The organism is Nocardia carnea (genome assembly GCF_029868325.1).
GTDB lineage: Bacteria > Actinomycetota > Actinomycetes > Mycobacteriales > Mycobacteriaceae > Nocardia > Nocardia carnea_C.
Map to the genome: position 1 here is coordinate 19,109 of NZ_JARWNW010000222.1, position 12,445 is coordinate 31,553.

At 67.1% G+C, this 12,445-nt stretch carries 9 protein-coding genes and 1 tRNA gene; 6 read left to right on the forward strand and 4 right to left on the reverse strand.

Going from position 1 to position 12,445, the window contains the following annotated elements; translation table 11 throughout:
- The first annotated feature begins 3 nt into the window (after positions 1 to 3).
- The 3 genes from QH196_RS18530 (at position 4) to QH196_RS18540 (ending at position 4,384) form a co-directional block, all read left to right on the forward strand.
- Positions 4 to 477 (forward strand): YbaB/EbfC family nucleoid-associated protein, encoded by a 474-nt coding sequence (locus tag QH196_RS18530; RefSeq protein WP_280417058.1) that lies wholly within the window; start codon positions 4 to 6, stop codon positions 475 to 477.
- Positions 478 to 509: 32 nt separating this feature from the next.
- The gene (locus tag QH196_RS18535; RefSeq protein WP_280417059.1) at positions 510 to 3,962 is read left to right on the forward strand and encodes a hypothetical protein; all 3,453 of its coding nucleotides are present in this window, start codon (positions 510 to 512) and stop codon (positions 3,960 to 3,962) included.
- A gap of 89 nt (positions 3,963 to 4,051) precedes the next feature.
- Positions 4,052 to 4,384, forward strand: coding sequence for a DUF222 domain-containing protein (locus QH196_RS18540; RefSeq protein WP_280417060.1), 333 nt, complete (start codon positions 4,052 to 4,054; stop codon positions 4,382 to 4,384).
- A 154-nt stretch (positions 4,385 to 4,538) separates the two neighbouring features.
- On the opposite strand, the gene QH196_RS18545 is transcribed toward QH196_RS18540, so the two are convergent.
- Positions 4,539 to 5,162, reverse strand: a complete 624-nt coding sequence (locus QH196_RS18545) for a TetR/AcrR family transcriptional regulator (RefSeq protein WP_280417061.1) — start codon at positions 5,160 to 5,162, stop codon at positions 4,539 to 4,541.
- A gap of 73 nt (positions 5,163 to 5,235) precedes the next feature.
- Here QH196_RS18545 and QH196_RS18550 point away from each other — a divergent pair, with 73 nt between their 5' ends.
- Positions 5,236 to 6,438 (forward strand): cytochrome P450, encoded by a 1,203-nt coding sequence (locus QH196_RS18550; RefSeq protein WP_280417062.1) that lies wholly within the window; start codon positions 5,236 to 5,238, stop codon positions 6,436 to 6,438.
- Between the two features lie 189 nt (positions 6,439 to 6,627).
- A complete protein-coding gene (locus QH196_RS18555; RefSeq protein WP_280417063.1) occupies positions 6,628 to 7,752 on the forward strand; it encodes an alpha/beta hydrolase in 1,125 nt (374 codons plus the stop codon).
- 40 nt (positions 7,753 to 7,792) lie between these two features.
- On the opposite strand, the gene QH196_RS18560 is transcribed toward QH196_RS18555, so the two are convergent.
- The 3 genes from QH196_RS18560 to QH196_RS18570 all read right to left on the reverse strand — a co-directional run bounded on the left by QH196_RS18560 (position 7,793) and on the right by QH196_RS18570 (position 10,142).
- Positions 7,793 to 8,353: a TetR/AcrR family transcriptional regulator gene (locus QH196_RS18560; protein WP_195055436.1), complete on the reverse strand. Its 561-nt coding sequence runs from the start codon at positions 8,351 to 8,353 to the stop codon at positions 7,793 to 7,795.
- A gap of 173 nt (positions 8,354 to 8,526) precedes the next feature.
- Positions 8,527 to 8,602: transfer RNA gene (locus QH196_RS18565), tRNA-Arg, on the reverse strand.
- Positions 8,603 to 8,681: 79 nt separating this feature from the next.
- Positions 8,682 to 10,142, reverse strand: a complete 1,461-nt coding sequence (locus tag QH196_RS18570; protein WP_280417064.1) for a flavin-containing monooxygenase — start codon at positions 10,140 to 10,142, stop codon at positions 8,682 to 8,684.
- Between the two features lie 569 nt (positions 10,143 to 10,711).
- On the opposite strand from QH196_RS18570, the gene QH196_RS18575 reads away from it, so the two are divergent.
- Positions 10,712 to 12,349 (forward strand): long-chain fatty acid--CoA ligase, encoded by a 1,638-nt coding sequence (locus QH196_RS18575; protein WP_280417065.1) that lies wholly within the window; start codon positions 10,712 to 10,714, stop codon positions 12,347 to 12,349.
- Positions 12,350 to 12,445: the final 96 nt, after the last annotated feature.

Sequence of the window (12,445 nt, forward strand, 5' to 3'; positions counted from 1 at the left end):
CACATGGATCGACCGAGTCCCGAGGATCCGCGATCGGCCCACTCCGAATTGGCACGGCTCGTAGATACATTGCTGGACGGGTTCGGTGAGCAACCGGCGGATCTCCCCGACGCCGCCGCGCAACTCACGGGGGCCCGCTCGTCGGCGTCGTCTGCGGATCGTCTGGTGGAGGTGACGGTCGACGCGTACGGGATCGTGCTGGAGGTGCGGTTGTCGCCGCAGGCCTACCAGGTGAGTTCACCCGAGCAGCTGGGACGGTCCGTCACCGAGGCAGCCCGGTCCGCTGCTCTGGCGGCACAACGGCGACGGGCCGAGATCGTCGCGCCGATCACCGGTACCGGCGGCGATCTGCCGGACCTCCCCGACCTGTTTCCGGGTGCGCCGAGTTTGCGGGGAATCCGGGACATCATCGAATCGGCCGGGCCGGGAGACAGCGAACCAGCGTGCGCCCGCCGCGAGCACAGGTCCGAAGGGTGAACGGGTACCGCCGGACAACGCCCTGCTAAGCGATGACGCTCGAAATTCCCAAGGAGATCCCTTCCTGGGTGATCACCGCGGTGGCCGGTCCGTGGCCGGAGGGGGATGAGGATGCGCTGCGCCGGCTGGGCGCGGCATGGAAGGAAATCGGCGATGCGATCACCACGGTGTCGCAGCTGTCGGGCAAGGCCCGGGAAAGGGCCGTATCGGCGATCGAAGGGCAAACCGGGGATGCGCTCGAAAAGTACGGCATCGACCTCGGCGGGGACCTGAAACACGCGGCGGACGCCTGCTACGGGCTGTCGGACCAGTGTATGCACAACGCGCTGCTCACCGAGTACAGCAAATACGTGATCATCGGGTCCCTGGTGGCGCTGGTCATCCAGTTGGGCGTGGACGCGTTCGTCCCCGGTGTGGGACAGGTGCACGGCGCAGCGGCGACAGCGGCGACGCGGTTGACGGTGCGGGCCGCCTTCCGCGAACTGATCACCGGGCTGGGAGCGGAGGGGGCGCGTGCGGCTGCGGCGCGGTTGGTGCGCGTGATCGCGTTCAAGGGTGTGACGCTGGGCGCGATCCAAGGTGGCGCTATTCCCCTTGCCGCCCAGGCAGTGCAGATGACGGGCCCGGAGAATTACCGGACCGAGTTCGACTGGAACGATATCGGCCTGGGAGTCGTCTCCGGTGCTGCCGCCGGTGCTGCGGGTGAGTTCTTCGGTGTGCGGACGATGGTGGGGCTCGAGCGGCGCTTCGTGAATAACGCCGCTTCCACGGCGGGGAACAGGCTTACGCAGGTCGGAATCCGCTTCGCGGGCGCCGCTGCCGGCGGTGCTGCGGGCGCGATTGCCGGAGTGGCGTCGGTGGTGCCGTTCACCGGTCAGCTGGACCTGGGATGGGACCACCTGTTGCCCGGCATGGTCGGTGGTGTGCTGGGTTCGATGCCCCACGCATTGCGCGGTCCGGCAGGGCCCGAGATCGGGGCGCCGACCGGCGACGGCGGCAGGCCGGGCGGTGGCGGGCCGGATGCAGGACGGCGGATATTTGCGTCGCCCGGTGATGACGGGCCGCCGCCTTTTTCGCCTGCCCGGGACGGCGGCGGTGCCGCCGACGGGCCGGGCGCCGGCCGGGACGGCACTGCACCCAGGGGACGTCACGACGATTCCGCGGCCCCGCCCTCGGGTGAAAGAGACTCGCCGGGCGCGGTGCGGACTGAGGGGAATGGGCAGACCGGGAACGAGGCACGTCCGGAGTCCGTGGCCCGGACCGAGGGACAGCAGCGGCCCGATACCGAGGTGTGGCACGACGACGGCGCCGCGCCGCGGCCGAATGAGGAGACCGGGGAGTCAGGGGACCGCCGAACCGCAGATCGGCCGGCCCCACCCGGCGAAGCCGGCCCGGAAACACCGGTTTCCGCAAGCCGGGAAGAAACAGCGCCGGCGCATTCCGAGGGCGAGACACAACCGGATACCGTTGCGCGGCCCGAGGACGAGGGCCCGACCTCCGGAGACGGCGATCCGCCGGCTCCGCAGCCGGACAACGGACCGGCCGCAGGCGACGACGGCCCGTTCCTGCGGCTCGACCTGGGTGGGCCCGAGTCGCCCGCGCTCCCGGCCGATGCCCATACCGCGACCCTGACCCGGGAATCGCTGACGGCGATGCTGCACGACTGGTCGTCGCCCGATTACGTTGCCGATATCGCCGGCGCAGTCGGTGACGTGGTGGAGCACGGACGCGGCACGGTCCGGGTCACCGCGGAAACGGTCGGTACACCGGACGGTTTCCGGGAACTGACCATAGAAGTGACACACACCGATGCCGGCCTGGTCCGGACGATCTGGCAGCTCGACCAGAATCCGCGCCCGGTAGAGCGAGTCGTGCGCGGGCCTGATTCCACGCCGCCACGCGAACGCGCCGCCCCGGTGACCGTCGGCGACGATCGTGTGAACCAGATGTGGGGCCGTGAAGGTGAAGCCGTCTACCAGTCGTCGGTCGGACAACAACGACAGGCGCTGGCCGACCAGCTGAGCGAGACCTACCCGTGGCTGACCGATGAGCAGATCGGCGATGCGCAACTGATCCTCTCGGAGCTGTACACGAATTCGGTGACCTATTCATTCGACCATCGGGCGGTCGTCGAGGTCACCGCCCCGGAGGACGGCCGCGTGCGGGTTTCGGTGAGCAACTCGCTCGCGCCGGGGGAAGCGATGAAGATGGCGGACTGGATTCCCGATCAGCAGCCGGTGGAAAGGCAGGGCGGCCGGGGCACCCAACTCGCACACGCCTTCAGCGATAGCTGCGGCCGCGTGCTCCGATTCGGCCCGGAGGGATCACGCGCGACCCACTGGTTCGAAATCCATCGTGCCGGCGATACCGGCGATACCAGCGGTGTCCGCGAGCCGGTGATCGATATGAGCGAGTTCGCCGATGATCTCGCGGCTCTCGGCTTCGACGTGGACGAGCTCGCCGGCGGGGTGGACGCCGGTCTCCGTGAGGGCTCGGCGCCACCCGCGGGACGAACCGACGGAGCGGATTCGGAGAACTCGGCGCCAGACCGCGCGACCGCGAGACCGGAGGAGGGCAGCAGCCGCCCGCAGACCACCTCGCGTCCGGAGGATAGCGGCGAGGGACCGGCTGAGGTGGGGCCGCAACGGCGGGAACTCGAGCTGACCGCGGCAGACCGCGCGGGCGATGAATACACCCAGGCGAGCCGCGCCTGGGATTGGCTCGACTCGCAGATACCGGATTGGCCGGCCGGCCGGCGCGACGATCTCGGCTCGAGCCTGGCCGAAACGGTCGCCTATGCCGCGCGCTCGACCGACGGAGATTTCAGAGTGGTGCTGGATGTGCGCGGCGAACCCGGCGACCGTATTCTGCACGCGCGCATTCTGGACCACGGAACCGAGACCCCGCCTGACAGCGTTTTGGAGGATCCGCACCACGGTCGTCTCGAGGTGAACACGAATCCGGGTGACGATTCACAGTGGAGCCGGGAGATATCTTTCACTGCCCGGGAATCGCCCGAGTTCCCGGTGTGGCTGCGCGACGCCCTCGAACAGCCCAGAGCCGAAGGGCAGATGGGCCTGCGGCACATCCGGCTGAACTCGGAAAACGATCTCGTCATCGCTGTGCAGAGCAAGCATTTCGACAATCTGCTCGAGCGGCTGTCACAGTTCGATCCGCTCGGCCGCAACCCCGAACGATGGCAGGACGATGCCGATGCCGGTCTGCGACGGTCCGGGCGTACAAACCACGGGAAGGTCGGCGCCGAGATCACCGAATTCCAGGCGGAGTATCTTGTACTCCGCAACGGTGACGAAACTGTCGAACTGCACATCTACCCGTTCTGGGACCAGGATTTCCGGCAGGGACTACGTGAGCTGGGCTTGGCCGGACGCGGCGATCGGACGGTCCCGCTGACCGAATTCTCCGAAGCGCTCGTGCGCGCCGAACGGCAACGACGGGAAGCACGTCCAGCCCGGGAGGAATGATCCCGGAAATCCGAAACCGATCACCCCCAGGCCACGGCCGTGCCGAGTAACCGGACACGAAATACGCTGCCAAGCCTTGAATCGAACATATGTTCTATATATGGGGTAGACTCGGCGGGGTGAACACACATTCGACTGCACCGGCACGGAGATGGTCGGAACTGGCCGATGTCGACTTGCTGCGTACTCTCGTTGAAACCGAGCGTCAGCGCCGACGGTTGGGTGCCGCCATGATTGCAGCGGTCGCGGAGGCTGAGCGCCGCAGTCTCGCTGTCGATACCGGCTATCGGGACACAGCGCAGCTGTTGAGTGATCTGCTGCGGATCAGTACCTCCGAGGCGCACCGGCGAATCGAACGCGCCGCTCCGCGGGCTCGATCGCGCTCCAGGAAGGGGTGGAGGGCATTGGCGGCGGTGGGCTGATTCGGCGGCAACCGCAGATGCTGTGCCCCCGGCAGGACACACAAAACATGGGCAACCGGGAAACGCCTGTTCATCGTGGGTGACTGTGGAACCTGAGCGTCGCAACCCGGATCACTGGGCTGAGTTCAACACTGCGTCTTGATGAACAGTCGCATCAGTCGGGTTCGGTGAAGAGTAGGTGCGCCGCGCGGGTGATAGTGCGGCGGATATCGGTGATGTTGGCGGGGTTGGTGGTCAGGTCGAGGAGGCAGGTGGTCAGGACGTGACCGAGGACCAGGGCCTGGTCGTGTTCGTCGGTCCAGTCCGGGTCGGCCAGGGCGGCGCGGACCAGTTCGGTGAACAGCGGCCGCCAGACCCTGATGCCGGGTCCGTCGCCGGAGTGCACGGAGTTCATGCCGGCGTGGAGCAGGTTGCGTTGTTCGTCGGCCCAGTCGATGACCCGCGCGAAGGTGTCGGCGACTCGGTCGGCGGGGGCGGCGGCGGCGGGGTCGGGGTGTAGCCGGGTGATGCGGTCGAGGGTGTCGAGGGCCCATTCGGCCATCAGGTGCTGGATCAGGCCGTCTTTGGAGCCGAAGTAGCGGTACACGGTCACCGGAGTGGTGCCCGCCTCGGCGGCGACCTGCCGGATGGTGACACCTTTGTAGCCGTCACGGGAGGCCATGGTGCGTGCGACGGCAGCGATCTCGCTGCGCCGCTCACGTTCGGCGGGTCCGAATTCGCGTACGACACGCAGGGAATCGCGGGACTCACGGAGTAGGGCGGCAGCGTCATCGACCACAGACCGAAGGGTACCGCAATCGCGTCACGCGTTGTATAACACGTTATACAACGCGTGAAAGGACGGTGCCGTCGTGATTGCCCCCGACTTGTTCTCCCCGGCCGCGCTGGAGGACCCCTACCCGGTGCTCGACCGGTTGCGTGCCGCCGGTGATGTGCATTTCCTGACCGAACAGCAGTTGTATGTCGTGCTGGGATTCGACGCGATCCGCACCGTGCTGGCCGATCCGCAGACCTACTCGAGCAACCTGGTCGCGGTGCTGTCGGCGGCCTCGGGATCGGCGGCGGTGTCGGTGACCGAGGCGGCCGGCGCGGTGGATGTGCTGGCGACCGCGGATCCACCCACGCACACCGCGCACCGGGCGCTGGTGATGCCGCGGTTCAGTCCACGCTCGGTCGCGGCGCTGACCGAGATGATCGACGCCGCTGTCCGGCCCGCAGTGGCAGGGTTGGTCGCCGCCGGTGGTGGTGACTGGATGGCCGAGGTCGCCCATCGAGTGCCGGTGCAGGTGATCGGGCACCTCATCGGGCTACCGGACGCCGACCATGAGCAACTGGCCCGCTGGTCGGACGCCGCGATCGATATGGTGTCCGGTGTCGCGACCCCCGATCGCGCCGGGCAGGCGGCGCTGGAGGTCCTGGACTTCGTCCGATACCTCGGCGAACAACTCGATCACGCCCGCCCAGGCGAAGAAGCCGGGGTGCTGGGCAGCGTGGCCGCGGCCGTCGCCGCTCGGACGATGACCCGCGATCAGGCCGCGATCCTGCTGGTGCAGTTGGTGACCGCGGGCGCGGAATCCACCACGAGCCTGCTGGGCACCGCGGTCCGGCTACTCGCGGGAGACCGCGAACTCCAGGCGCGCCTGCGTGCCGACCGCGGTCGCGTGGATGCGCTCGTGGAGGAGGCCGTGCGGATCGAGAGCCCGTTCCGTGGCCACTTCCGCGTCACCACCGCACCCACCCACCTGGCCGGAGTAGACCTCGAATCCGGTGCGCGGCTGATGCTGATGTGGGGCGCGTCCAACCGCGACCCGCGGATCTTCGACCACCCCGGCCGTGTCGACCTCGACCGCACCCAGCCGAAACGGCACCACAGCTTCGGCCGTGGGATCCACTTCTGTCTCGGTGCCCACCTTGCCCGCAAGGAAACCGCCCAGGCCGTACACACCCTGCTCGACACCACCGGCAACGTGACACTGCGGGGTCCCGAACCGGCCTACGTCCCCAGCCTGATCGTGCGGCGTCTGGCACGTCTGAACCTCACGGTCTCCACATGAGTGTCCCGCGCAGCCACGACAGCGACGTTTTCGCTCGCTGACTTCCACGCCGGTGCAGTTTCGCGAGGAGTCGGCATAGCCGAGGCGACATCTTCTTGACTGGCATTCAAGAAGTGCCTACCGTGGTCGCGACGCGGTTCTTGGGCGACGTTCAAGAGCGCTGGGTTGGCTGAGCGGAAGGATCAAGGTATGGCTACCGGCGAGTCGATCGATCGAGGTGAGGCCACCGCGGCGATTCAGCGGCGCGATGTGGAGTTCATCTCCGGCGGCGTGCCGTGCGCGGCATGGTTGTACACCACACCCGGCGCGCCGGAGCCTCGGCCGATGGTGATCATGGGGCACGGGCTGGGAGCGGTGCGTGAGATGCGCCTGGCGGCGTTCGCCGAACGGTTCGCCGCGAACGGCTGGTCGGTGCTGGTCTTCGACTACCGCCACCTCGGGGCCAGCGGCGGAGAGCCTCGGCAGCTCCTCGACATCGGTCGCCAACTCGCGGACTGGCATGCCGCTGTCGCCTTCGCGCGCACTCTGCCCGAGGTCGATGTCGAACGGATCGCGTTGTGGGGCACATCGTTCGGTGGCGGACACGTCCTGCAGGTCGGGAGCCGCGACCCACAAGTAGCAGCCATCGTCGCGCAATGTCCCTTCACCGACGGACCGGCCTCGCTGATCTCACGACTGCGGACCGGGCCGCTCAGCGCTGTCGCGCTGATGGCAGTGGGAATCCTCGACACCGCACGCTCCTGGCTCGGTAGCAGGCCCATCCTCATGCCGATGGCCGGAAACTCGTGGATGCCCGCATTCGTGGCCTCACCCGACGCTATCGCGGGCGCGTCGGCGCTGTTGCCGCCCGGTACCCGGCTTTCCCGACGCTCCAGCGCCATCCTGAAGAGGTTGCCCTCGGTTCATGCGCGGCTGTCGAAGAACATCGAACTGACGGTCGCCGACGACGGACATGAGCCCGCCACCACGGTGGGCCGCGACTCGATGTGGGGCGTACTACGCGGCCCGGACAACGACTTCGATGCCGCCAATGCGCTGGCCGCCCGCTTGGTGTTCCGGCTGCCGCTGTACCGTCCCGGCCGTGCCATGGCCCGCTCCAGCGTTCCGACGCTGCTGTGCGTCTGTGACAACGACGCCGCCGCCCCTGCCGAAACCACCAAACGCCGCGCGCAGGGCCTGGCACATGTCCGCGTGGAGACCTACCCCTGCGACCACTTCGACATCTACCTCGGCACCTACTTCGAAGACGCCGTCGGCGACCAGATCGATTTCCTGACCGAGCAATTCACCGACGCCGCGCACGCCGCGACCTGAACCCGCACGGCGTGCAGCGTGCAGCCGCCTGCTGACTGCATCAGCGGGCGGCTACCGCCATTCCGCGGGCGCTCTGAATCAGCGTTTCCATCACCGCGCGCTTGCGCTCATCGTCGACCGGATGCATCAGTAGTCCCTCGACCACGAACACCCCGATCGAGATCATCGCGTCCAACTCGTTTTCCGGAACCCCGATCCCGATCAGATCCACCCGGAACAAGCCCTCGGTCAACGCGTGGAACGCCTCATGCCAGTCCCGGACAGTCTCCGACTCCTTCGCGCGAGCGTGAACGGTGGTCACCAACCGGCTCACGTGCTCCAACTCCGCGACGACCCACACCAGCCGATCGACGATATCGGTGTCGACGACCTCACCGTACCGGGCCATCGAGTCGGCCAGGACCTCCTCCAGCACCGCTGTCAACACCGCGTCCTTGTCCCGGAAATACCAGTACAGCGTGTTCGACACCACCCCGGCGTCCTGTGCGATTCTGCTCACCGGAACCGCGTCGTACCCCTGTTCGGTGAACAACCGCCGCGCGGCAGCGACGATCTCGGCGCGCTTCTCCTCCCGATCGCGGGGGCGTCTGTTTCTCGGCATCAGCAGTCCTGACTCATCGCGTCCTGTGAACCAGCCTATCTTGGGCAGCCCTCAAGAAAGCAGTTGGCAGAAACGGCAGTCAATTGCGCGGCTGAACGAAGGCGCGGTTCCCGAGGGAATCGAGCCTGCGACGCTAGAACCGGCCATTTACCTGCAGAAACGCATGTGAAAGTTGGTGCCCTCGGCAGGATTCGAACCTGCGACACCCGCTTTAGGAGAGCGGTGCTCTATCCCCTGAGCTACGAGGGCCGGGCCGGGGGCCGGTGGGCGAGAGTCTACCGGGTGCCCCCCTGTGGGGCCGCATCGTAGGTCGAGCGGCCCGCTGACATCAGTATGCGGGCGTGGTTTCGTAGTCGGCGGGGTCGAAGCGGCGGGTTTTCCACCGGTAGAGGACCGTGGCGCCGGGCCAGTTGTTGGTGATGCGGCCCGAGGCGTTGCGGTACCAGCTGGAGCAGAAGTTCCAGGGCGTGTCCTTCAGGCGTTTCTGCAGCCAGTTGTCCCAGCGCTGTTCGGTCTCCACGCGGGCGGCCAGGCCGCGGCCCGGGTGGTGGCGGAGGTATTCGACGGCTTGGCGGATGTAGCGGGCCTGCGATTCCAGCATGTAGACGATGGAGCCCGAGCCGACGTTGGTGTTCGGGCCGTACATCATGAACAGGTTGGGGAATTTCGGGACCGAGATGCCGAGGTAGGCGCGGGCACCTTCGGCGGCCCAGGCGTCGGCGAGTTTGCGGCCGTCGGTGCCGTAGATGTTCATGGGGGCAAGGAATTCGGTGCCCTTGAACCCGGTGCCGTAGATGATGACGTCGACTTCGTGGTCGATACCGTCGGCGGTGCGCACGCCGGTGGGGGTGATCTCGGTGATGCCGTTGGTTTCCACGGTGACGTTCGGCCGGCCGAGGGCGGGGAAATAGTCGTTGGAGAACAGCGCGCGTTTACAGCCGGCGGCGTAGTCGGGGGTGAGTTTCTCGCGCAGGATCGGGTCGGGGATCTGCCTGGCGCGGTGGGCTTCGGCGACCTTCAGGACCGGGGCCTGGATGCCTTGCAGATCGGTGAGAGCCAATGCCATCACCTCGAAGAACATCCACCAGCCGAAGCGTTCGGCCCAGCGGACCGGGGGCAGGTACTTGAATACGGCGTGGTGGCGGGCCGCGTATGCGGCGTCGGCCTTGGGGAGCACCCAGGCGGCGGAACGCTGGAACAGGGTGAGGTGTTCGGCGATCGGCTGGATGCGCGGGATGTATTGGATCGCGCTGGCGCCGGTACCGATACAGGCGACCCGTTTGCCGGTGAGGTCGACGGAATGGTCCCATTCGGCGGAGTGGAACGCGGGCCCGCCGAAGGTGTCGATACCGGGAATGTTCGGCATGGCGGGGCGGGAGAGCTGGCCGACGGCGGAGATGAGCACATCGGCGGTGAGCAGGTCGCCGTCGCCGGTGCGGATCTGCCATTTCGCGGTGGTTTCGTCGTATTCGGCATCGCTGATCTCGGTGCCGAAGCGGATATAGCGTTCGAGATCGTATTTGCCTGCTACACGCCGCATGTAGTCGTGGATATCGGCCTGCTCGGAGAAACGCCGGGGCCAATCGGAGCGCGGTTCGTAGGACCACGAGTACAGGGGGCTCGGTACATCGCAGGCCGCGCCGGGGTAGGTGTTCTCCCGCCAGACGCCGCCGAGGTCGTGGGCGCGTTCGACGATGGTGAAATCGCCTATTCCGGCCCGCAGGAGTTCGAGGCCCATACCGAGCCCACCGAACCCGGCCCCGATGATGATGATCGACGGCGTTGTCATGGTTCAAGCGTAGGTCGGCGACCGGTCGTCCCGGAGGGGAACGAAGGTCAGTGAATCAATATTTCCGGCCAGATTTTCGGGCTCGGGCGGCGCTGCGCGTGCATCTGTAAGTGATTCCGGATTTTTCCATTCCTGGGGTCCGTACTGGCCATAACGCATGGTCATGTGACCGAAGCGGTGCGAGATTCATCCCATCAGTCGGTACATATATGCGGACCGTGTCTCGTTTAGATGTCATTTCGTTATCTGGCTTGGCAGTAGGCCGGATTCCCGGCTATCACAGGTGAGTGCTCGGCGGCGATGGCGCAGTGCCGGTGGCCCGCAGGGGGCGTCGCGGGCGCTGCGTCTCATCCCGTTTCGTCCCGCCCGGCGGGTCGCGCCCTTTCTGTCGCGTTGACCAGCGTCGTCGCCTATTTCTTCCGGTTTCGCCCTAGCGTCCCCATGTCCGGCTACTCCACGGTAGTCTCCGGCGGTGTGATGTGAGTCATGCCCACTTCTGTGTCTCACCGACGAGGGCCGGGCTCATATCGCGTGCCCTCCGCCACCCAGATCAGTAAGGGGTATTTCCGATGTTGAGCACCATGATGGACGACCAGCTCTCGCTGGCGACGCTGCTGCGCTACGCGTCCACCTTCGTCGGCGATTCCACGGTGTCCACCTGGACCGGCGACGGAGTGCGCACCATGACCTATCGCGAGGTCGGCGCCGATTCGGCCCGGCTGGCCAATGCGCTCACCGATCTCGGTATCGGGCGGGGGGACCGGGTCGGCACCTTCATGTGGAACAACAACGAACATCTGGTCGCCTATATCGCCATTCCCGCGATGGGTTCGGTTCTGCATGCCCTCAACATCCGGCTCTCGCCCGAACAGCTGATCTATGTCGCCAACCATGCCGAAGACCAGGTGGTCCTGGTGGACGGCAGCCTGGTGCCGATGTTCGGCCAATATCTGCCGCAGCTGAAAACGGTGCGGCACGTGATCGTGGTGAACGGGGATGTCGCGGCCGTGCCCGCGGTCGACGGGGTCACCGTGCACGACTATGCCGAACTCCTCGCGAAATACCCCGACACCTTCGATTTCCCGGTCGTCGACGAACGTTCGGCGGCGGCGATGTGCTACACCTCCGGCACCACCGGTGACCCCAAGGGCGTGGTGTATTCACACCGCTCCAACTGGCTGCATTCGATGCAGGCCACTACTCCCTCCGCCATGGGGTTGCGTATCGACGACACCGTGCTCGGCATCGTGCCGATGTTCCACGCCAACGCCTGGGGGTTGCCGTATGCGGCGCTCATGACCGGCGCGAACGTATTGATGCCGGACCGCTTCCTCCAGCCGGGCCCGCTGCTGGAGATGATGGCAGCGGTCAAACCGACCTTCGCCGCGGCCGTGCCGACCATCTGGGGCGGTGTGCTCGCCGCGCTGGCGGCGCAACCGCAGGACATCACCCATCTGCGCGCGGTGGTGGTGGGCGGTTCGGCCGCGCCGCCGTCGATGATGAAGGCGTTCGAGGAGAAGCACGGGGTGCGGGTGGTGCACGCCTGGGGGATGACCGAAACCTCGCCGCTGGGCAGCCTGGCGCACCCACCGCACGGGGTGAGCGAGGAGGAGGCCTGGACCTACCGGGTCACTCAGGGGCGTTTCCCGGCCGCCGTGCAGGCGCGATTGGTCGGCGACGACGGGTCGGTGGTGCCCAACGACGGGAAATCCCTGGGGGAACTGGAGGTTCGCGGTCCGTGGATCACCGGCTCGTACTACTCACCCGAGGGGACTGCCGTGGACCCGGGCAAATTCGACGACGGCTGGCTGCGCACGGGCGACGTCGGCAAGATCACGCCGAACGGCTATCTGACGCTCGTGGACCGTTCCAAGGACGTGATCAAGTCCGGTGGTGAGTGGATCTCGTCGGTGGATCTGGAGAACGCCGTGATGGGTCATCCCGCCGTGGCGGAGGCGGCCGTTATCGGTATCCCGGACGAGAAATGGGACGAGCGGCCGCTGGCGGCGATCGTGGTGGCCGAGGGCGCCTCGGTGCGGCCGGAGGAACTGCGTGAATTCCTGTCGACGCGGTTCGCGAAATGGCAGCTGCCCGAGTACTGGACTTTCATCGAGGAGGTGCCCAAGACCAGCGTCGGCAAATTCGACAAGAAGCGGTTGCGGGCGCGGCACGCCGACGGGGAACTCGAGGTGACCACGGTGCACTGAACGCCGGAATACGCGGTCCCCGGGGGGGGGAAACGCCGGCGGGGCGGGGGGGGGGGCGGGGGGGGGGGGGGGGGGGGGGGTGGGGGAGAGGGGTGG